Raw genomic sequence first — 21,378 nt, forward strand, 5'->3', positions numbered from 1 at the left:
AGACTTTAGCGAAATTTCGGAAACACGCCGCTGGCCGGCGCGTTGGCCCAGCTCTGCAAGGTCTGGCCGCCATCGATCAGCCAATCCACGCCGGTGACATGCCTCGCCTCGTCGGAAGCGAGGAAGGCCACGGCGGCGGCGACATCGTCCGGCTGGCCTATGCGGCGCAACGGTATCCGATCGGCAAAGTGCTGGACGCTGCTCTCGAAATCGCCGTCGCCGGAAGCCGGCACGCCAAGCGTCGTCTCGATCACGCCAGGGCAGATGGCATTCACACGTATGCCGTAGGGCGCGGCATCGAGCGCCGCGACCCGCGTCAGGCCGACCACGCCATGTTTGGAGGCGACATAGCCGGCACCGCCCGAAAGGACGTCCCAACCGGCCATGGACGAGCCCATGTTGACGATCGAGCCGCCGGTGCCGGCCTTGATCATCGCCCGAAGCGACGCCTGCAGAACGAGGAAGATGCCACGCAGATTGATGCGGATGATCGTGTCCCAGTCCTCGACCGGCAGGTCGTGAACGGGAGCGACGACACCAGAAATACCGGCATTGTTGAACACCACGTCGAGGCCGCCGAACGTCTCGACGGTCGTTTCGACGGCGCGCCGCACATCCGCTTCATCGGTGACGTCGGCCTCGATCGCCAGGACGTCCTCGCCGAGAGAGCGGGCCAGTTGCTGCGCCGCCGCGCCATTGCGGTCGACAATGGCGACCCGCGCGCCTTCGTCGCGGAAGCGCCGCACCGCAGCGCTTCCAATCGCGCCGGCGCCACCGGTGACGAGGATCTTCTTCTGGTCGAACCGTTTCATCCCTGGGTCTCCGGCTTTGGGTAGGAACGCCACGAATGGCTTGCCGCGAAGCCGATCGTCTCGCGCGCATGGACCGTGTCGAGTACGGAGCCGAAGCCGGCGATCGGCCGCGACAGCGCGACATCAGGGTAGACCCGGCGCACGAGCGCTTCGGTTTCCTCTTCCATGAATGTGTCGGCGGCACTCAGGAGGACGCGCAGGTGGCCTTCGCCTTGCCATTCGAGCGCTCGCAGGAAGCCCTGGCCGGCATCGCGCGCGTCGAGATAGGCCCACAGGTCGCGGGCACTGTCGGCGGTGGCGCGGCGCGGACCGACGCCAGAGAAAAAGGAACCCGGCGTCTGGATCCACGGCATGCGGATACTGACCGCCGAAAAAGGCGCCGCGGCGCACCGCCGCGTCGACGATTTCCTCGCCCAGCCATTTCGACAGGCCGTACGGATCCTGCGCGCCGACCGGGTGGTTGAGGTCTACCGGCAGATAGGGCGGCCGCACCGGTTTCTCGAAAAAGGGATAGCCGAAAACACTGAAGGACGAAGCATAGATGAAGCGCCTGGCGCCGGCCATGGCGGCTGCCTCGACCACATTGTAGGCGGTCGCGACATTGGTCTTGAACACCTCGCCGCCGGCCCGGCCGGTCGGGCGCGGGATAGCCGCGACATGCACCACGGCGTCGCAATCGCGCACCAGCTGCAGCGTCGATCCCAAATCGGTCAAATCCGCGGTTGCATGCTGCCAGGTCGCCCCGCCCGGCACCACGGCATCGAGACCCAGCACATCGTGGCCGGCCGCAACCAGGGCCTCGGCGACATGGCGGCCAAGCAGGCCACTGGCTCCGGTGACGATCGTCTTCATATCTCGACCTCGGATCCGCAATCCAGCGGCTTGAATATCATTGATGGTCATACAAATCGAGCACATGCTTGACGAGCATTGTCAAGGCCATTTCGCGCTGGACAAATAGCGCATACCCTTGTCGGAGCGCGGTGTGCAAGGTCGACGAGCACGCTTTGCGTCGAACGGGATTGACTTGGCATCCGCCAAGGTTTTTTGTATGAGCATCAACGATCGGTCAAAGGAGCTCGCCATGCCCGTGGACAGTTTTTCCTCACATCGGCACGATGACGCGGTGCGCCTCGATCCACGCCGTGCGGCCGTTGTCGTCATCGATATGGTCAATGAATTCTGCAAGCCCGGCGGAGCCATGGTCCTGCCTGGATACGAGACGCTGGTCGCACCGCAGCTGGCCGTCATCGAGGCGGCGCGCGCAGCCGGCGTCCCGGTGATCTGGGTTCATGACAGCCATCGGCCCGGCATGCGACGCGAGCGCGAATGGCTGAAGCGCACGCCGCATTGCCTGGAAGGAAGCTGGGGGCCGGAAATCATCGAGGACCTCGGCGCCCGCGACGATGAGATCCACGTGATCAAGCGGCGCTATTCGGCCTTCTTTCAAACCGACCTCGACCTGACGCTGAAAGATATGCAGACCGATCAGTTGGTCATCTTCGGCGTGGTCACCAACATCTGTGTGCGCTCGACCATCCATGACGCCTTTTTCGAGGGTTATGAGGTGGTGGTGCCCAGCGATTGCTGCGCGGCGACAGGGCCGCGCGAGCAGGAAAGTTCGCTCTACGACATAGCGACGCATTTCGGCGTGGTCAGCGATTCGGCAAGCGTCGTCGCAGCCCTTCGCGACGGAACGTCGCTTCAACCGGCGAGTGTTGCGGCTTGAACCCTTTCGGGCCGGCGATATCCGAGACAGTGGCGATAGGAGTCCGGTGTGACGACTGAAAAGAAACCGCAACCTAAAAAAAGCGCGGCGCCGAAAGGGTCAAGCGGCAAGGCGGCACCGTTGAGCCGCGAGCAGGTGCTGCAGCAATACGCCGAGACCGGCTACGAACTGGACCGCCACCCGGCGCACGTCATCCGCCGGGCGCATCAGCGCGCAACGCTGCGCTTCCAGCAGGTGATGGCCGGCGAAGACCTTTCGCCAACCCAGTTCGCGGCGCTCGCCACGATCCTCAAGCATGGCGAAGTTTCACAAAACCATCTCGGCCGGCTGACGGCGATGGACCCGTCAACCATCAGCATCGTCATGCGCAAACTGCTCAAACACGGGCTGATCACCCGCAGCGCTTCCGACACCGACCAACGTCTGTCGATGATCGCGCTGACCGGCAAGGGAACCGACTACACGCTCGAGCGGCTCGAACGCAGCGTCGAAGTAGGACGGCGGTTCCTGTCTCCGCTCTCACCGGCCGAGCAGGCGACCCTGCTTCGCCTGCTCCAGCGCATCAACGACGACGATCCATCGAATGGCGACGGCGGCAAATAGGCTGCGTCCAGACCTTTCCATAACAGCAGAAGTGAGAACCGATGTCGTCCGACCCCCAGTCGTCTGCCAACACGCTCATCGTCCGCAACATCGGTCTCCTACTGAGCGGCAATCTGGCTCAACCGATCATCGACGCCGACACCATCGTCGTGGCCGATGGCCGTATCACCGGCATTGGCAAGGCAGGCGACATTGACAGCGGCGGTGCGGCGACGATCATCGATGCGATGGGCTGCGCGGTCGCGCCGGGGCTTATCGACAACCACGCCCATCCGGTGGCCGGCGACTGGACGCCGCGGCAGAACCAGATCGGCTGGATGGATTCGACCGTGCATGGCGGCGTCACGTCAATCATCTCGGCGGGCGAAGTCCACACGCCGGGCCGCCCGCGCGACCTGGTTGGGCTGAAGGCGCTGGCGATCGCTGCCCAGCGCACCTTCTCCAACTTCCGTCCGAACGGCATGAAGATCCTGGCCGGCGCGCCGATCCTGGAACCCGGCCTCACCGAGGAGGATTTCCGCACTCTCGCCGAAGCCGGTGTGACGCTTGTCGGCGAGGTCGGACTTGGCGGCGTCAAGGACGGCCCGACCGGCCGGCAGATGATCGCCTGGGCACGCAAATACGGCATGACCTCGATGACCCACACGGGCGGTCCGTCCCTGCCCGGCTCCGGCCGCATCGGCGCGGATGTCGTGCTGGAGGTCGACGCCGACATCGTCGCCCACGTCAATGGCGGGCCGACGGCCCTCCCCGAAGCCGAAATCCGGCAGATCTGCGAGAACGGCTCGCGCGCGCTCGAAATCGTCCACAACGGCAATTTGCGCACCGGATTGTTCGTGCTCGACCTGGCAAGGCAGCGCGGCGAACTTGCGCGCGTCATCCTCGGCACGGACAGCCCCGCCGGATCCGGCGTGCAGCCGCTCGGCATCCTGCGGATCCTCACCATGCTGGCTTCGCTGGGCGGTATCGCGCCGGAAGTGGCGTTCTGTCTTGCCAGCGGCAACACGGCGCGTGTGCGCGGACTGGATGATCGCGGCATCATCGAGGTCGGTCGCGCCGCCGACCTGATCTTCATGGATCAGGCGATCGGCGGCGCCGGCGACGGGCTGCTCGACAGCGTGGCGCTCGGCAATCTTCCAGGCATCGGCATGGTCGTCATCGACGGCGTGGTGCGGACCGGCCGAAGCCGCAACACTCCGCCGGCGATGCGGGTGCCCGAAGTCAGAGCTGCGTAGTGGCAACGACTTTCACGGGCACTTTGTTTTACGCAATTCCCAAGGGAAAGCGCTGCGAACTTTTCCTGGAATTGCTTTAGCTGATGCCGTCCTTGCCGACGACCTTGTTCTTGGTCAGTCCGCCGACGCGCGGATGCGGTCTGCCGGAATCGGTGACGGCGATGGCGACGACGATCTCGTCGGCACGCGGTGCATCGGGCACGCGAACCTCCATGCCGTCGAAATGGCTGCGCACCCGCGCCGCATCCTTGTGACCGAGCGGGATGTCGAGCGGCACGCCGAGGCCACCGCGCTTCTTCGATGAAGGAATGAGCGCGGCACCCTTGCCGAGCACATCGCGAAACGGGGCGCCAAGCCTGGGATGAAGGATGGCGGCGGCATGTTCGAGCTCGCCGTCGGCGCCGACGGCGGCCGCCTTGCCAAAGCTCTCGACCCGGTCGCCGGCAATACCAAGAGCAGCGACGGCGCGCTTGGGCAAGATATCGCCCAACACTTCGCCGATGGCACTCAGCGCCGACAGGTCCTCGACATAGATGCCCGCATAGGAGTTGCGGATCACCGCGATGGCCGCGGCACGCCGCGTCGGCGGATCGACGGGGCGTCCGCCTTCGATCCGGGTTTCCTCGACGATGGTGATGATGCGGCGGATTTCCGGGTTCATCGCAAGCCGTCCTCGCCCTTGATGTCGGCTGCGGCAAGGCCGCCGACTCGTGCATGAACACGTGCGCCGGTCGTCATCGCCAGGATGACCGCCATTTCGTCGCTGCGCGGCGCGTCGGCAATGCCGATCTCGATCGCATCGAAATGGCTGCGCACATAGGAGGCATTTATGTGCGTTATCGGGATGTCGATGCGCGTTCCAGGGCCACCGACCTTCTTGGTCGAAGGCACGATCGCCTTGGCGTTGCCGAGCAGTTCGCGCATCGCGTAGCCGCCCGGATTGTGCCAGAGTGCGCCATGTTCAAGCTCGCCGGCAGCGCCGACGATGGCGCCCTTGCCGTAGCCTTCGATTGCAGTGACGCCGTCACCAATGGCGTCGATCAGGCGCCGGGCCATATCGAGACCGAGCGGCTTCAGATCCTCCATGAAGCCGCTGATCTCCTCGACATAGCGTCCGGCGAAGGGATTGGCGATGACGGCGACAACCGCGCCGCGCTTGAGCGGGCGTGCCGCCTGGGGCCCGCCCTCATGGAAAATCTCTTCGACCTGAACCAGAAATTTCCTGACCAACACAGCCGGCATCGTTCGCTTCCTTCGTTCCGTCGTTCATGAAAACTCGTTAGAGTATCAACAATTATGCCTGGCGATATTTGTCAAGCGTCGACGTCGAGGAAGCGAACGAAGGGCCAAGAAAACTGCATCGGATGGCGATTGACAGCCTGTTGAGCCGCTCCTAAACTCGTATGACCATCAACGAACTCGCCGCTGTTCCGGCGACACGTGGGATGGTCAAAGCGTGGCTTCAAAAGCTGAAAAAAGCTGAAGGGGAATGACATGAAAAGGGCGCTCAAGAGTTTATTTCTGGCCGGCACGATGCTTGCCATTTCGTTCGGGCCGGCCGCCGCACAGGCCAAGGTTTCCGTGGCCGCCATCTCGGGATATTTTGCACAGGGCTTCGGCGTTTCGATCGTCAACGGCCTCAACAAGGCCAAGACCGATTTCGGCATCGACCTCAAGCTGGTCGACACCGGCAATCGCGCGCTCGACTACCAGCAGCAGTTCGAGAACCTTGCCAAGGGCAAACAGTACGACCTCATCTTCGTGATGGGCTGGGAACTGGTGGACTCGCTGCAGAAGGTCAGCGCGGAATATCCCGACCAGCGCTTCGTGTTCATCGATGGGGTGCTCGACAACCCCAAGATGATCTACGCCAACTTCGCCGAGGAACAGGGATCCTTCGTCGCCGGCGCGCTTGCCGGCATGATCGAGGCCAAGGGCACCGCCTTCGACAAGATCGGCGACGGCAAGGCCATCGGCTTCGTCGGCGGCCGCGATATCCCAGTGATCCGCAACTTCCTCGGCGGCTACGAACAGGGCGCCAAATACGCCGCGCCCGATGTGAAAGTGAACTCCGTCTTCGCCGGAACCTTTGACGATCCGGCCAAGGGCAGCGAGCTTGCCCAGGCGCTCTACGGCCAAGGCTCCGACATCGTCTACAACGTTGCCGGCCCGACGGGCGAAGGCGTCATGCAGGCAAGTGCCGCGGTCGACAAATATTCGATCGGCGTCGACATCGACATGTGCGGCTCGGCTCCCGGCAATGTGCTGGCCAGCATGCTGAAGCGCGGCGACATCGCCGTCTATACGCTGATCAAGGACGAGGTCGAGGGCCGCAAGATCACCGCCGGCACCCGCACTTTCGACCTCGCCTCGGGTGGTGTCGAAGTCAAGGTCTGCGATGACATCGCCCCCAAGATCCCGGCTGACGTGACCGCCAAGCTGGATGAGATCAAGAAGGGCATCCTCGACGGCAAGATCGTGATCGCCAAGGCGAAGTAAGCCAACAACAGCGCCTCCCTCCCAAGAAAGCGCTACTCTGATCCGCCGCGGCCTGCCGCGGCGGATCAGCGTCCAATCTGCGAGAGCCATGTTGTCGAACACGCCGGGGTCGCCGACCCTCCACAGCACTGCCGCAATGGCCGTCGAGTTGACTGGCATCACCAAGCGTTTTGGTGCGTTCGTCGCCAATGACGGCATCGACCTTGCGGTCCGCCGCGGCGAGATCCACGCCATCATCGGCGAGAACGGTGCCGGCAAGACGACGCTGATGAACATCCTGTTCGGCCTCCTGCAGCCGGACGAAGGCTCGATCCGGCTGAACGGCGAAGAGATCGTGATCGCCGACCCGTCCGTGGCGATAAAGGCCGGTCTTGGCATGGTTCACCAGCATTTCAAGCTGGTTCCCTCGCTCTCGGTTGCCGACAACGTCTTTCTCGGCATGGAAATCCGTCGCCATGGATTGATCGACCACGCTGCACAGGTTGCGCGCACGCGCGAACTGTCGAAGCGCTTCGGCTTGCAGGTCGACCCGACCGAGCGCGTCGGGCTGCTCTCGGTCGGCATAGAGCAGCGCATCGAAATCCTGAAGGTTCTGGTGCGCGGCGCGCGCACCATCATCCTCGACGAACCGACCGCGGTGCTGACGCCGCAAGAGAGCCGTGAACTGTTCCAGACGCTGCGCAGCTTCGTGGCCGAGGGCATGACGGTGATCTTCATTTCGCACCACCTGGAAGAGGTGATGGAAGTGTCCGACACGGTGACGGTGCTGCGCAACGGCAAGAAGGTGGCGACCCGACCGACGGCCGAACTCAGCAAGGACGAGTTGGTGCACATGATGGTCGGCCGCGAGGTCAGCTTCGACCGCCGGCCGCGCGCGTCGCTGCATGGCGACGTGGTCCTCGAAGTGAAAGATCTGTGGGCGCGCGACGATCGCCTGCTGCCAGCCCTTCGCGACGCCAGTTTCACGGTCCGGTCCGGCGAGGTGGTGGGGATCGCGGGTGTGGCCGGCAATGGTCAGACGGAGCTGGCGGAAGTGCTTTCGGGCCTGCGGCCGGCAAGCCACGGCGGAGCTTGGCTGAAGGGCCAGAACCTCACCGCCCTCTCGCCCGCCGCGATCCGCGAGGCAGGCCTCGCCCATGTTCCAGGCGACCGCATGGTGCGCGGGGTCGATCGCAACGCTTCGATATCGGCCAACATCCTGATGGGCCGCCAGCACCGCGCACCATGGAGCCGCAGCGGCGTGCTCAACTGGAGCGCCATCGGTCAAAATGCCGAAACGCTGATCAAGGACTTCGATATTCGCGCACGCGGAGCGGATGATGCCGTCAAGCGGCTTTCGGGCGGAAACATCCAGAAGGTCGTTCTGGCGCGTGAATTCACCAACGGCGCCGACTTCCTGCTGATCGATCAGCCGACGCGCGGCGTCGACATCGGCGCCCAGGAGGCCATTCATGACGAGATCATGCGCCAGCGCGCCGCCGGCCGCGCGATCCTGCTGATTTCCGTGCAGCTCGACGAACTTGCCGCCCTTGCCGACCGCATCCTGGTGATGTTCAACGGGCGGATCATGGGCGAGGTCGCCGGCGACGACGCCGACGAGGAGCGCATCGGCATGATGATGGCGGGCGTGGCCGCGCCGGAAGTCGCCGCGGAGACCGCATGATGAATGACCGCTTGCGTGCCGTTTCCGGCCAGATCATCGCCGTCGGGGCGGCGCTGCTGATGGGCGCGGTCATCATCCTCATGGTCGGCGAAAGCCCGGCGCGTGTGTTCATGACACTGTTGCGCGGCGCCTTCGGCGACCAGGAGAAGATTGCCGGGACCTTGCTGCAGACGACGCCGATCCTGATCTGCGGTGTCGCAGCCTGTATCGGCTTGCGCGGCGGCATGTTCAACGTCGGCATCGAGGGCCAGCTTTTCCTCGGCGGCTTCGCCGCCGCCTGGGTCGGCTTTGCCATGCCCCTGCCCGCGGGTATTCACACGCTGGCCGCGCTGGCGCTCGCGGTCGTGGCAGGCGCGGCCTGGGTCGCCATCCCAGCCTACTTCCGCGCCCGCTACAACACCAACGAGGTCGTCTCGACGATCCTGTCGAACTACGTGGCGGTGCTGCTCACCTCCTATTTCACCATCTTCCTGTTCAAGCGGCCGGGTGGATGGTCGGAGACGCCGCCGATCCTGCCCACATCCTATCTGCCAGAGATCTTCACCTTCTCGCGGCTTAACTGGGGCCTGGTCATTGGCCTTGTGCTGGCGGTCGGCGCAGCCCTTGTCTTCCGCTACACCAAATGGGGCTACGGCGTCACGATGGTGGGTTCGGCGCCGAAATTCGCCGAATATGGCGGCGTCAACGTGAAACGCCAAGGTTTCATGGTCCTGCTCCTTTCGGGGGCCGTAGGCGGGCTGGCCGGTGGCGTCGAGACGCTCGGCGTCCATCACCGCTTCATGGAAGGATTTGCTCCCGGTTTCGGCTTTGATGGGCTGATCGCCGCCCTGCTTGCCAATGGCTCGCCGGTCGCCACCATCTTCACCGCGCTGTTCTTCGGCGCCCTGCGCAACGGGTCGCTGCTGCTCGAGGTCGATACCAGCGCTTCGCGCGAAATCATCACCGTGATCCAGGCGCTGATCATCCTCAGCGTGTCGGCCCAGGTGCTTGTGAGAAAGCGCGGCGACAGCCAGGCAGGGGAGCGGCGATGGAAATTCTAGACAGACTGGTCAACGTCGCGCTGATCGCAGCGACGCTGCGCACCACCGCGCCCATCCTTCTGGTCGCGCTTGGCGGCTCGTTCACCACCAAGGCCGGCATCTTCAACATCGGCCTCGAAGGGCAGATGCTGGTCGGCGCCTTCTTTGCCGTCCTCGGTTCGATCTGGACCGGTTCCGCACTCGCCGGCGTCGCCTGCGGCGTCGCGGCGGCGCTCGTCTTCGCCCTGGTCTTTGCTGTCCTGGTGGTGAGTTTCAAGGCCAATGAAGTGGTCGTCGGGCTGGCGCTGAACATCCTGGCCGGCGGCATGACGATCTCGCTGATGAAAGCGATCTTCGGCACGCGCGGTTCGATCGTCGGGCACGGCATCGTCGGCCTGCCGAAAGTCCAGCTGCCCGGTGCCCGCAACCTTCTCGGCTCATGGGCGCCGCTGATCTCCGGCTTCACGCCACTCGTCTATGTCGCCTTCATCGCCGTGCCGCTGCTGGTTCTGTGCTACAATCGGACGCGGCTCGGCCTCTATATCCGCGTCGTCGGCGAAAAGCCGGAAGCCGCCGAGGCGCTCGGTATCTCGATCACCCGCGTCCGCTATACCGCGTCGCTGCTGTGCGGATTGCTGGCGGGCCTCGCCGGCGCGCATCTGTCACTCGGCTACATCACCATGTTCACCGAAAACATGTCATCGGGCCGTGGTTTCATGGCGGTGGCAATCCTGATCTTTTCCAACGGCGATCCGCTGAAGGTGCTGGCTGGCTGCCTGCTGTTCGGCTTCGCCGATGCCTTTTCGTTGCGCCTGCAGACGTTCGGCTATCCGTCCTATCTGGTTCTCACCGTCCCCTATGTCGTCGCGCTGATCGCATTGTTCGCGCTGTCCTACCGGGCGCGCCCAAGGGTCATCGCGGAGACGCTGGAGTCGATGCGCAAACTGCTGTCGGTGGACAAGAACGCAGAGCCCGGCGGCAAAAATCCCCAGTGAAGGAACCCTTATGGAACGCATAATCCTCGACGTGGATTCGGCCGGCGACGATATTCTCGCCGTGCTGTTTGCAGCGGTCAATCCAAAGCTTCGGCTCGAGGGCGTGACGACCGTGACAGGTGCGGCCGGCCCGATCGAGCAGGTCACCAACGTCGTCCTCAACACGCTGACGCTCGCCGGGCGTGACGACATCCCGGTTCACGCCGGCGCGTGGCGGCCGATCGTCGGCAACGCCAAGGCCGACATGGAGGCGCCGGTGCATTTCGAAAAACGGCTTGTTGCCCGGTTCGGCGATCGCCTGAAGAAGTTCAACCCGCCGGCGCCGACGCCGGTGCGGCAGGCCACATCGGGACATGCGGTCGATTTCATCATCGGCACGGTCATGGCCAATCCGGGCGAGATCACGCTGGTGACGACCGGCCCGTTGACCAACGCGGCGATGGCGCTTTTGCAGGAGCCGCGATTGACCGGCGCGCTGAAGCGGCTGATCGTGCTCGGCGGCAATTTCCAGACGCCGGGCAACATCACGCCCTTGTCGGAATACAACATCTGGGCCGACCCGGAAGCCTCGCGCATCGTGCTGAACGCCGATGTCGAGAAGATTCTCGTGCCGCTCGACATCTGCGAGGACAACCGCGTCGCCGACTCGATGCTGACGCGCGACGACATTGCCGACATGCAGGCCGTTGCGAGGGACAATGCGGTGGTCGACATGATCGCCGACAGCTTTCCCATCTACATCGACATCTGGCGCGAGTTCTTCGACCTCGTCGGCTTCCCGATGGACGACGTGATCACCGTGGCGCTGGCTTTCGATCCCGGCCTGGCGACGATGACCGAGCCGCTGTTCGCCGACGTCGTGCTCGACGGCAGGTTGGCGCGCGGCCAGACCGTCGCCTATCGCGGCCGGCAATTGTTGCCCGGCGGCGGACCCAGGACCACCCGCATCTGCACCGGCCTCGACGGCCGGCGTTTCCTCGACGGCTTCAAGAAAACCATAGCGCGCTACGAGCGGGCGGCGTGAAAGACGACATGATGATCAAGCCAACTCCTATCCTGTTCGACTGCGACCCCGGCCACGACGATGCCATTGCGCTGGTCATGGCGCATCGCTCGCCGGCCATCGAACTCATCGGCGTCACCACGACCTGCGGCAATGCGGAGGTTGAGAAGACGACCGCCAATGCCTTGCGCATCCTTGAATATATCGGCGCCGGCGACGTGCCTGTCGCGCAGGGCTGTCACCGTCCGCTGGCGCGCCCGCTGGTGCTCGGCACCGCCGATGGTCCAAGCGGCCTCGAGGGCTCGCCCTACCTGCCGCAGGCGACGATCAAGCCGGTTGATCGGCATGCGGTCGATTTCCTGGCCGATAGACTGCGCGCCGCGCCCGAACCGATCCTGGTCGTTGCCACCGGCCCGCTCAGCAACATCGGCCTGATGATCCTCAAGCATCGCGACGTGCTGCCCAAGATCAAGGAATTGATCTGGATGGGCGGCGTGTTCTATCGCAAGAGCGAGATCATCACGCCGACCGAGTTCAATGCGTTCTGCGACCCCGAAGCGCTGAAGATCGTTCTGGACAGCGGCGTGCCGATCCTGATGGTTGGCCTCGACGTCACCATGCAGGTGCTGATCGAGGCGCCGCAATATGCTGAACTCGCCACCATCGACACGCCGCTCGGCCGGCTCGTCAACGACTGGCTGCTGTTCTATGAGAAGCTGCATCGCAACTCGATGGGCGTCGGCGGCGCCATGCACGATCCATTGGCACTGGCGCTGGCCATAGACCCGACATTGGTGCGCACGCGCCCTGCCCATATCGGCGTCGACCTGTCCGGCACCTACGCCTTCGGCGCGACCATCGCCGACTACTGGGGCGAGCGCGGTGAAAAGGACAATGCCCGCATCGCCTATGAGGTCGATGCGGACCGTTTCTTCAAGCTGATGTTCGATCTGCTGCGGGACTGAACACTCTCGCGAAGGGCGACAGTCTCTACCGGAACAGATATTTCGACACTTCCGGGTTTCCGCGGCGCCACATCACATTGTCCAGGAAGTAGTGGTGCACGTTGATGAATATCCACGCGATGAAGAGGAAAAGCGACGAGCCGAGCACCTGTTTGTCGTAGGGAACCAAGGCCGTCAGCGCCATAGGTACAAGCCAGAAACCAAGAGCGCCAAGAATTGTGCCGGCCATGATAAATGTCAGCACCCGCAGCCTGTACAGCGGCCCGAGAATGGACAGGACCTTCAATTCCGGATCCTTGACGGCATCCGCGCGGTCGCGTTCGACATTGGTCTGGTAACGCCAGACCACCGCCAGATACTGCAGCGAATGAAGCGCCGGCACCACAAGCAGCCAAAGCGGATTTAACCTCACGAGCAGAATCCAGGCATAAAGGGTCACGATGTAAGCGACGACGCCGTTGTACGGCAACGCGCCACCATGCCTGCGCCAGCGATTAACAAACATCACGATGGTGGCCGCCGAAGAGGCAGCGGCGATCCCGAGCGCGATGTTGAGGAGCCATGGCGGGACAGCGAATGTGTAGTAGTCCAGGCCCCAGTACTGCCTTTCGGCGATCACCACGTTTGTCTGAAGCCAGGCGAACAGCCACACGGCATAACCGTTGACCAGCAACACTTTCTTGTCTTGATCCTTGAAGAACTTGCGCTTCAGCACCGCGTCCACCATCAGCATGCCGTAGCCTTGCTTGACGTAATGCCAGCCGACGAAAAAGCCCATCGCATTGGTGGCATATCCCAGCAGGCGAGCGTTGCCGGTTAGGGAGCCATAGGCAAAGAACGCGCCCATGGCCAGCGGGACGACAATGCCTGCGAAAATGTAGCGAAGCTGGAGATTCCTGTCGTATCCGTCACCGCGCACCTTGCGCGCGAAATTGCGATAGAAAATCTGGTACGAATGGGCAAAGTGCGGCTGGTTGATGAGATGGGACAGCAAAAACGCCGTCAGCGCCACGAGGCCTTCGTATTTGAGAGGCACGAAATACAGGGCCGGCAGGATCAGCAACGCGCTTCCGCCAAGCATGAAAAAATCGATGAACGGGCCGAAGAGATATTTCTGCGGAGTTGCCGCGGCTGAAACCGGGGCGTCTGCCGAAAGGTGAAGTGCCATATTACCTTCCCCTGTGATCGTCTATTTAGCCATCAACCTGATTTCTCGACAAGTTCTTCGTTACCGAACGGTTAACGTGACGCTGCCCATGTTCGTCATTGCATGATCGTATCTTGAAGCTCGTCGACCCCCACGCATCGATCATATCCCTGGGTTGATCTGAGGCATCAGCGCCACCCAGATCAGAAACGCTATCGTGCAGATTGCCGCGATCGAGATCGGCACCCCGAAAGGTACGACGCCTTTGCGATCCATATGCTGGATGTAGAGCCGGAACGCACCCTCAGGCAGCATGAAGGGGGTTTTCATCACCACGACCGTGATCAGGGCAAAGACCAGCAACAGCATGGAAAACAGGACGAGGCCGCTGCCGCCGATCAAGAATGGCATGACCGCCATCAGCTTGACATCGCCGGCGCCGACCTTGCGCAGGACCCAGAACGGAAAAAGCGCGACAAACAACAGAAGCCCGGCAAGGACGCTCAGCCCCGTGTCCCACCAAGACCCGGACTGAAGCGACAACAGCAGCAGCGACCCCGCCCCCAGGCAAAGCAGCAGCAGCACGTCGCGATTGGCGATCTTCTGCGTCTTGAAGTCGAGCCAGGCAATCCTTGCCAGCAGAGGGATGGCGAGCACTTTCAACAGCAGCGCTTCGACCAGCAACATGCTAGCGCTCGATGTTCTGCACGCTTGACGACAGCAGCTTCAGATTGTTGGCCACGGTCGGATCGTTGGGCGCCAGTTCATAGGCCTTGAGGAAATTCGAGCGTGCGTCCTGCAGCTTGCCGCGCAGCAGGTAGGAATAACCGACATTGTTGTAATATTCGGGCGTCGCGCCGACCAGCTTGAAGGCCCTGGCATAGGCCCGATCGGACAGGTCGAAGCGGTGGATCCGGTCGGTGCAGGCGGCCAGCCCCATCCAGGCGTTGCCATCATTGGGGGCCAGTTGCGTCGCCTTGAAGAACAGCGCGCCGGCATTGCCGTAATTTTCCGCACGGAACTGGTTCTTGGCTTCGGCAACGGCCTGGTCCGAGGCATAGTATTCGACGTCGCTGACCGTCTTCAGCCCATCGAAGGCATCGCCAAAGGACGTTACGTCGCCTTTCGACGGCTCGTTGGTGCGAACGACACCGCCGGTGGCGTCTTCCCCATTTGTCTGGCAACCGGCAAGCACCGCCATCAACAGACAGGCCGCGGCCGCGATAGCCCTCTTCATATATGTGTCCCCTTGGGGTCCCCGACTCACATTAGGACCGAATCATATACCAAACTAGTAGAAAATGCCCTTCATGCGAATGACCACCGGTAGCATCACAACCATCATGACGACTGGAAAGATGCAAAGCCCGAGCGGAATCATCATCTTGACCGGCAGCGCGTTGCCGCGCTCCTCGGCGCGCAAAATCCGCTGGCTGCGCATCTCATCGCTGTAGACGCGCAAGGCATCCGTCAAACTGGTGCCGAGTTCCTCGGATTGTCGGAACAGTACCGCCAGGGCTCGCGCCTCATCAAGCCCGATCCGGTCCGAAAGCTCGCGCAACGCATCACGCAAGGGCTTACCGGCGCGCAGCTGCAAATTCATGATTGCAAGCTGGATGCCGAGCCATTTGTGGGTTCCGGCCAATTCGCTGCCGACGCGCTCGACCGCCGCTTCCAGGCTCATACCGGCATCGGCGCAGGTGATCATCATGTCCATGAAGTCGGGAAAGCCGCGACGATAGGTCTGTTTTTGCCGATTCTCGAATCGGTCGAGCGCAATACTGGGAATGACGATGCAGCCAAGTCCGATCAAGGCCGCGCCCATGAATGCGAACAAGCCCGGCATTTCCGGCGGCAGCACGCGCGACAACAATGCATAGGTGGCGAGAAAGCCGATACACACTGCCGCGAGGCGGCATAGCGTGTAGATTATCGGGGCGCTGGATTTGTAAAAACCGGCCCGGAACAACTTCGCTTCCAGCGCATTCGGTTCGCCGCGTTCCTTCTCCAGGGCGCGAAAATAGGCATCGACGGGCCGTTGCGCCGAAATCCTGTTGATTTCCTGCTGGGCGTAGAGCGAGCGACGATCGGTAATCCCTTCGGACAAAAGGCTGCGGGCCACGAGCCGTCTCGTCTGAACGACAGGTATGAACGTGAAGGCAATCAGCAGGAACAGCGCCGCCGCCGCCAGGAAAACAGCGATGGACAACAACAGACCCAGATTTTGAAGGTTTGCAAACAAGGTTTGTCTCGCTCGTCAAAAATCGAAAATGACCATTCGGTACATGATGAAGTCGCCCAGCAGCGCCCAAGCTCCAAAGATCACAAACACCGGCATGAGTATCGGGCTGTCCCAGACGTCGCCGTAATAGCTTGGAGCGATGACCATCAAGATGCCGAACATGAAGATCGGAAAGAGCGAGATGATCCAGGCCGACATCCGGCCCTCAGCGGAAAGTGCCTTGATCTTCAGCCGCAGCTTGCGCCGCTCACGCAATACGGAGGACAGGTTCGACAGGATGCCGGTGAGATTGCCGCCCGTCTTGGCCTGGATGGAGAGCGACACCGACAGAAGATGAAGGCCTTCGAAGCCGACCCTCTCCGATAGTTTTCGGACCGCCTGTTCGAGGCTGAGCCCGAAAGTGATTTCGTCGGATACGATGCCGAATTCCGTGCCGAGTGGATCGGGCATTTCGCGCGCGACCAGTCCGATCGCCACAGTGGTCGGATGGCCGGCGCGCAATGAGCGCACGATCATGTCGAGTGCGTCGGGAAGCTGGGCGGCGAATTTCTGGATTCGCTTGTTTCGCGCGCGCCGCAGAACGAGAAGCGGCAGGAGAAACCCGACAAAAACGAAAGTGGCGGTTGCGGCAAGGACCGAAAAACCGAGGATCAGATTCAGCAACAGCGCCAATATGGCCCCGGCTAAGATGAATACCGCAGCGAAGGTCAGAGGGTTGCCTGTAATTCCGGACTGCGTATAGAGCCTGTTGAGCCCCACCGCACCAAAGGCGAAGTCGCCCGATGCCGTCAGCCCGCGCTCCTGCAACAGTCTCTGGAGGCTTTGTTCGGCCGGCGCCTCCTCACCCAGTCGTTGCAAGCGGCGATTTATCGCCCCCGCCCGCGCCCGCCGTCCCGCAAAGGACAGGTAAAAGGATTCGGCAGCAAGGATCACCGACGCTGCCGCCAGCACATAGATGAAATAAAGGAGCGTCTGGCCGGTCAGCATCAGAGCGGAACCTGCGGGTTGAAGGCGTCCTTGGCGAAATGGTGGCCCAGCGTCGCCGCCTCCTGAGCAAAGCGCGGCCGCACACCGGTGGCGCGAAACTCGCCGATGATGGCGCCGTCGGCGGTCACGTCGCGCCGGACGAAATGGTAGATTTCCTGCATCTGAACGATATTGCCCTCCATGCCGGTGATTTCCGAAATGGACGTCACGCGCCTGCCGCCGTCGGACAGACGCTGCGTCTGCACGATGATGTCGATGGCCGACGCAATCTGCGCCCGGATGGAATCGTGGCTCATCGGCATGCCGGCCATGCCGACCATCTGTTCGAGCCGCGAGATCGCGTCGCGCGGCGTGTTGGCATGGATGGTGGTCATCGAGCCTTCATGGCCGGTGTTCATCGCCTGCAGCATGTCGAAGGCTTCCTCGCCGCGAACCTCGCCGACGATGATGCGGTCCGGCCGCATGCGAAGGGCGTTCTTGAGCAGTTCGCGCTGGCGCACCTCGCCCTTGCCCTCGACATTGGGTGGTCGCGTTTCGAGCCTGCCGACATGTGGCTGCTGCAGTTGCAATTCCGCCGCATCCTCGATGGTGATCAGTCGCTCTTTGGAGGGGATGTGACTCGACAATGCATTGAGCAACGTCGTCTTGCCGCTGCCGGTGCCGCCCGAAACCAGGATAGACTTGCGCGCCTGGACAGCGATCCGCAGCAGGTCGATCATCGGCGGCCGGATCGAATTGAATGCCATCAAGCGTTCGAGCGAATAGGGATTTTTCGAAAATTTGCGGATCGACACCAGCGGGCCGTCGACCGAGACCGGCCGCACCGCGATGTTGACGCGAGAGCCGTCCTCCAGCCGTGCATCCACCATCGGCGCGGATTCATCGACGCGCCTGCCGATGGCCGCGACGATCTTGTTGACGATACGCAGCAGATGCGCCTCGTCGCGGAACCGGATCGACGTCTCTTCGATCATGCCGCGCCGCTCGATGAAGACCCGCTTGTGGGTATTGATCAGGATGTCGGAAATCGAATCGTCTTTCAGCAGAGGTTCGATCGGACCAAGGCCGAGCATCTCGTCGGCGGTGTCGCCGGTGAGTTGGTCAAGCTCGCGTGCATTCAACGGCACGCCGCGGCCACGAACGAATTCGCGCACGATCGGGCGGATCTCGTTCAGGATTTCGTCCTTCGACGAATTTTCAAGCGCCGTCAGGTTGAACCGGTCGATCAGATGTCGATGGAGATCGACCTTCAACGCCAGGAATTCATCGCCATGCGGCGCAAGATCAGGGACCGGTGCCGGCGATACCGAAACCGCCTGCGACGCATGCGGCGCCGGTTGCTGGACCGGCTGCTCCGCGGGTCCCTTCATGAAGCGGCCTAACATGTTGCGTAATCCCCCAATACCCTCAAGCCCATGGGGCTTCCCCCGAGACTGCAATTTCCCATTCCCGTAGTTCGTCTGCTTCCGTGCCCCAGCCCGGACTATCCAGCGGACAGTTTGGATCGACACGGCGGCTATGGCGAAGCCCGCCAGGATGTCGACGAGATAGTGGCCGCCCTCGGCAGGCGTGGCCAGGATCAGCATGGCGTTCAGCAGATAGACCGGTACGGCGACAAATCGGATGCCCCGGACCGAATAGACGAATATCGCGGCCAGCGCGGAGTGGAACGAGGGGAAAGTCACAAGGCCTTCCGGAAGCTCGATCAGAAATGGCTTCAGGGTCCTGAGTGCATGAAGCTGTTCAAGGTGCCGGGTCGAGGCGCCGGGAGCAAACGAACTCAAGAGATCTGCCGAAGGATGGTAGAAATCAAATGCGCCAGCCGCCGGCACAGCCACCATCACCAGGCATGTCAAACAACCGGACAGGCCAAAAAACGCGACGAACTCCTGCAGCCGCGTCGATCGTCCAGTCATTGCAAGGATCGCCGGCAGCAGGAAGAGCTGAACGGTCAAGGTGAAATAGGCCCATGAAAGCGCGGATGCGATCCAGGGATGTTCGTTGAGCCGGCCGACATAGGTGACCCAGTTGAACCCCAGCGCCGCATCGCCTGCAGCCAGATAGGCATCCATGAGGGGACGACGTGTCGCAGTGGCCAAGTAGGACAGCACCAGCAATTCTATCGAGAGCATCAGGATGACGCTCAAGGCTATGGCCAGCGTCTGGATCCTACCCCCGTGATCACTCAACAGGTCGCGGTAGCGAAAAGGCATTTTTCGGAGCTGGCGCCGCATCGCTGCGAGGGCTGCCCACAGCAGGGCCAGGGGCGCGGCAACGATCGCCGCTTCGAGCAAGACACCCGAGCCACCGCTTACGGCCGAGAATGGAAGCCAGATCAAATTCGCGGCCGCGAGCCCGGCAGTCAAGAGCAAGACGAAGGCGGAAAGCTTGCCGGCTCCAATGTCCACGCCTTCGGCCGACATGCCACCGATTGGCAATGGTGATCTGGATGCGCGGAATACCCGGCCGAGCAAGCGCAAGGACACTTGCTCTTGTCCTGCCGTTTGCGTGGCCTCCAACTGATCCATCCGAAAAATTAGCCTCTGCTAAATTCGCAGCACCGAAACTAACGGTTAACCAAACGCCGGACAAGCGCCAACGATCGCCCGCAGAGCCAAATACTTACAAGATAGTTAAGACGCGGGCAAAAAATATCGTTTTTTATCCTGCCTGTGTTTTTCCACAAGAATCGGCTGTCGTCCGGCCTCTTCCCGGTATTTCAACATCCGCGTCGAAACCCATTCGCAGTCGCCTAAAAAGCCCCGCAACCCATTAGATATAAAGGAATATGCAATCAAGCTAATACACGTATGCCCCGACCGCAGGCGCGGCTGATTTGTGAACGAATGGTTAAGATTGCTCGAAAAATTAGCCGAATCAGCCTCTTAGCAAGATAAAAATCTGGGTAACCAGCGCCCGAATCATGTATTGGAAAGTTAACAGATGCTTAATCTCGTTGACTTCGCTTTTTCACGCGACCTAGGATCGTTGTGACGGGGGATGCTTGGGTATGGATTTCATCTCTTGCTCTGTCTCGTCGGGTTGAAACTCCAAAGGGAGAAATTGACATGAACAAGCTCATGACGATGACCCGGCAGTTCCGCGACGACGAAAACGGCGCTGCCATGGTCGAATACACTATCCTGCTCGGCATCATCACCGTGGCGGTCATCGCTTCGGTTATCGTTGTCGGCACCTGGGTCACCGGCCGGTGGCAGGGCCTCACCACCGCCCTGGCGACTGTACCGTCCTTGCCGGCGGCCCCGGCCCCGTGACCGTATGAACTAGCTAAGGAGGAGGCCCGGGCCTGGGGTTTGGGCCTCCTCCAACAATTGAAGCAGGGCCGGACGACCATCGTGGAGCGACCGGATACGATTGGATGGGCTTGCCATGCGCGCCAACACAGTCATCATGATCGTTCTCGCCGGTGTTTTCGGTGTGCTGGCGGTGGTGCTCGCCAACATCTGGCTGGCCAATCAGCGCAGCGCGATGGCGCAGACCAGCGACGTCCCGCACGACACCGTCGTGGTGGCGGCTGTCGCTCTCAAATTCGGCGACGCGCTGACATCCGACAAATTGCGCGAGATCGCCTGGCCGGCTGGCGCCGCGCCGATTGGCGCCTTCAAGACAACGAAGGAAGCCTTGGCCGGCGATGCCCCCAGGCAGGCATTGCAGTCGATCAGCGCCAACGAGCCCATACTTGCTACCAAGATCACCGGCCCCGGCCAGCGCGCCACGCTTTCGGCCGTGCTCGGCGAAGGCATGAAAGCCGTTTCCATCCGGGTCAATGACGTTCTCGGCGTTGCCGGCTTTGTCTTCCCCGGCGACCGTGTCGATGTGCTTTTGACGCGCACCGCGCGTGACAGTGACGGCGCGGACAGGAGCTTCGTCGACGTCCTGCTGCAGAGCATGAAGGTGCTTGCCGTCGACCAGGTCGCCGACGAGAGCAAGGACAGTCCAACCGTGGTCAAGGCAGTGACGCTCGAGGCCAGCACCAGGGACGCGCAGAAGCTGACGCTGGCGGCGGGTGCCGGCCAGTTGTCGCTGGCGCTGCGCCAGGCCGCTGCCAGCCAGGGCGAGACGACAGAACGCATTACGCTTTCCGACCTGACCGGCGAAACACCAGCCGATGTCGCCGCCAGGCAGGCGGAACTCGACAAGAAGGCAGCCGCGGAAGCCGCGGCCGCGGAGGAGCGCAAACGCGCCGAAGACAAGATCGCCGGATTGACCCAGGCCGTGGAACAGGTGGGAAGCCGTCTCGACCAGTTGAGCAAGGTGAAGCCGGCTCCGGCCGTGGCATCGGCTCCTGAAGTCCGGGAAGTCGTCAAGGAAGTGGTCAAATACGTGCAGCCCGAGCCTCCGGCACGGGCGACAGTCGGCGTTTTTCGGGGCGTGAAGCTCGAGACATATGACGTGCCGCGACAACAATAGCCAAGTGCGGCGAAACGGAACGGAGCTGCCACCGGCAGCGATTGGGGA

General features: G+C 62.3%; 20 protein-coding genes and 1 pseudogene. 11 read left to right on the top strand and 10 right to left on the bottom strand.

All coding sequences use genetic code 11. The features are described from left to right. Window positions 1–5: 5 nt before the first annotated feature. The gene (locus tag HB777_23065; GenBank protein QND66516.1) at window positions 6–812 is read right to left on the bottom strand and encodes an SDR family oxidoreductase; all 807 of its coding nucleotides are present in this window, start codon (window positions 810–812) and stop codon (window positions 6–8) included. Further along, window positions 809–1,664: pseudogene (locus tag HB777_23070) on the bottom strand (NAD(P)-dependent oxidoreductase). The gene HB777_23065 and the pseudogene HB777_23070 overlap by 4 nt, the downstream one beginning before the upstream one ends. A 232-nt stretch (window positions 1,665–1,896) precedes the next feature. Here HB777_23070 and HB777_23075 point away from each other — a divergent pair. From HB777_23075 to HB777_23085, 3 genes are read left to right on the top strand one after another with little or no spacing between them, the layout of a single operon-like run. Continuing rightward, on the top strand, window positions 1,897–2,541 hold the full coding sequence (locus HB777_23075; GenBank protein ID QND66517.1) for a cysteine hydrolase: 645 nt from the start codon (window positions 1,897–1,899) through the stop codon (window positions 2,539–2,541). Between the two features lie 48 nt (window positions 2,542–2,589). After that, complete coding sequence (locus HB777_23080; GenBank protein QND66518.1) at window positions 2,590–3,144, top strand: winged helix-turn-helix transcriptional regulator; 555 nt, start codon at window positions 2,590–2,592, stop codon at window positions 3,142–3,144. Window positions 3,145–3,185: 41 nt separating this feature from the next. After that, complete coding sequence (locus tag HB777_23085) at window positions 3,186–4,379, top strand: amidohydrolase family protein (protein ID QND66519.1); 1,194 nt, start codon at window positions 3,186–3,188, stop codon at window positions 4,377–4,379. A 76-nt stretch (window positions 4,380–4,455) separates the two neighbouring features. On the opposite strand, the gene HB777_23090 is transcribed toward HB777_23085, so the two are convergent. Continuing rightward, the gene (locus HB777_23090; protein ID QND66520.1) at window positions 4,456–5,040 is read right to left on the bottom strand and encodes an amino acid synthesis family protein; all 585 of its coding nucleotides are present in this window, start codon (window positions 5,038–5,040) and stop codon (window positions 4,456–4,458) included. Further along, window positions 5,037–5,621 carry an amino acid synthesis family protein gene (locus HB777_23095; GenBank protein QND66521.1) on the bottom strand — a complete coding sequence of 195 codons (585 nt, stop codon included), beginning with the start codon at window positions 5,619–5,621 and terminating at the stop codon, window positions 5,037–5,039. The genes HB777_23090 and HB777_23095 overlap by 4 nt, the downstream gene beginning before the upstream one ends. A gap of 252 nt (window positions 5,622–5,873) precedes the next feature. Between HB777_23095 and HB777_23100 the strand changes: the two genes are divergently transcribed. The 6 genes from HB777_23100 (at window position 5,874) to HB777_23125 (ending at window position 12,523) form a co-directional block, all read left to right on the top strand. Further along, on the top strand, window positions 5,874–6,878 hold the full coding sequence (locus tag HB777_23100) for a BMP family ABC transporter substrate-binding protein (protein ID QND66522.1): 1,005 nt from the start codon (window positions 5,874–5,876) through the stop codon (window positions 6,876–6,878). 88 nt (window positions 6,879–6,966) lie between these two features. Further along, complete coding sequence (locus HB777_23105; GenBank protein QND66523.1) at window positions 6,967–8,541, top strand: ABC transporter ATP-binding protein; 1,575 nt, start codon at window positions 6,967–6,969, stop codon at window positions 8,539–8,541. Next, window positions 8,538–9,581, top strand: coding sequence for an ABC transporter permease (locus tag HB777_23110; GenBank protein QND66524.1), 1,044 nt, complete (start codon window positions 8,538–8,540; stop codon window positions 9,579–9,581). Before HB777_23105 ends, HB777_23110 begins: the two co-directional genes overlap by 4 nt. Further along, on the top strand, window positions 9,569–10,555 hold the full coding sequence (locus tag HB777_23115; GenBank protein ID QND66525.1) for an ABC transporter permease: 987 nt from the start codon (window positions 9,569–9,571) through the stop codon (window positions 10,553–10,555). Before HB777_23110 ends, HB777_23115 begins: the two co-directional genes overlap by 13 nt. Before the next feature lie 10 nt (window positions 10,556–10,565). Continuing rightward, window positions 10,566–11,579 carry a nucleoside hydrolase gene (locus HB777_23120; GenBank protein ID QND66526.1) on the top strand — a complete coding sequence of 338 codons (1,014 nt, stop codon included), beginning with the start codon at window positions 10,566–10,568 and terminating at the stop codon, window positions 11,577–11,579. Next, entirely contained in the window at window positions 11,576–12,523 is a 948-nt protein-coding gene (locus HB777_23125) for a nucleoside hydrolase (protein ID QND66527.1), read from the top strand. Before HB777_23120 ends, HB777_23125 begins: the two co-directional genes overlap by 4 nt. Before the next feature lie 25 nt (window positions 12,524–12,548). On the opposite strand, the gene HB777_23130 is transcribed toward HB777_23125, so the two are convergent. From HB777_23130 to tadA, 6 genes are all read right to left on the bottom strand, one after another. Continuing rightward, window positions 12,549–13,691 (bottom strand): hypothetical protein, encoded by a 1,143-nt coding sequence (locus HB777_23130; GenBank protein ID QND66528.1) that lies wholly within the window; start codon window positions 13,689–13,691, stop codon window positions 12,549–12,551. 141 nt (window positions 13,692–13,832) lie between these two features. Then, window positions 13,833–14,357, bottom strand: coding sequence for a prepilin peptidase (locus tag HB777_23135; GenBank protein QND66529.1), 525 nt, complete (start codon window positions 14,355–14,357; stop codon window positions 13,833–13,835). A 1-nt stretch (window position 14,358) separates the two neighbouring features. Then, on the bottom strand, window positions 14,359–14,907 hold the full coding sequence (locus tag HB777_23140; protein QND66530.1) for a tetratricopeptide repeat protein: 549 nt from the start codon (window positions 14,905–14,907) through the stop codon (window positions 14,359–14,361). Window positions 14,908–14,961: 54 nt separating this feature from the next. Next, window positions 14,962–15,912: a type II secretion system F family protein gene (locus tag HB777_23145; protein QND66531.1), complete on the bottom strand. Its 951-nt coding sequence runs from the start codon at window positions 15,910–15,912 to the stop codon at window positions 14,962–14,964. A 15-nt stretch (window positions 15,913–15,927) separates the two neighbouring features. Then, window positions 15,928–16,899 carry a type II secretion system F family protein gene (locus HB777_23150; protein QND66532.1) on the bottom strand — a complete coding sequence of 324 codons (972 nt, stop codon included), beginning with the start codon at window positions 16,897–16,899 and terminating at the stop codon, window positions 15,928–15,930. Then, the gene (gene tadA, locus HB777_23155; protein QND66533.1) at window positions 16,899–19,307 is read right to left on the bottom strand and encodes a Flp pilus assembly complex ATPase component TadA; all 2,409 of its coding nucleotides are present in this window, start codon (window positions 19,305–19,307) and stop codon (window positions 16,899–16,901) included. The genes HB777_23150 and tadA overlap by 1 nt, the downstream gene beginning before the upstream one ends. A 660-nt stretch (window positions 19,308–19,967) precedes the next feature. Between tadA and HB777_23160 the strand changes: the two genes are divergently transcribed. Continuing rightward, entirely contained in the window at window positions 19,968–20,174 is a 207-nt protein-coding gene (locus HB777_23160; GenBank protein ID QND66534.1) for a Flp family type IVb pilin, read from the top strand. A 115-nt stretch (window positions 20,175–20,289) separates the two neighbouring features. Beyond that, the gene (cpaB, locus tag HB777_23165; GenBank protein QND66535.1) at window positions 20,290–21,330 is read left to right on the top strand and encodes a Flp pilus assembly protein CpaB; all 1,041 of its coding nucleotides are present in this window, start codon (window positions 20,290–20,292) and stop codon (window positions 21,328–21,330) included. The last annotated feature ends 48 nt before the right edge of the window (window positions 21,331–21,378 follow it).

It is taken from the genome of Mesorhizobium loti (assembly GCA_014189435.1).
In the GTDB taxonomy this organism is placed as follows: domain Bacteria; phylum Pseudomonadota; class Alphaproteobacteria; order Rhizobiales; family Rhizobiaceae; genus Mesorhizobium; species Mesorhizobium loti_G.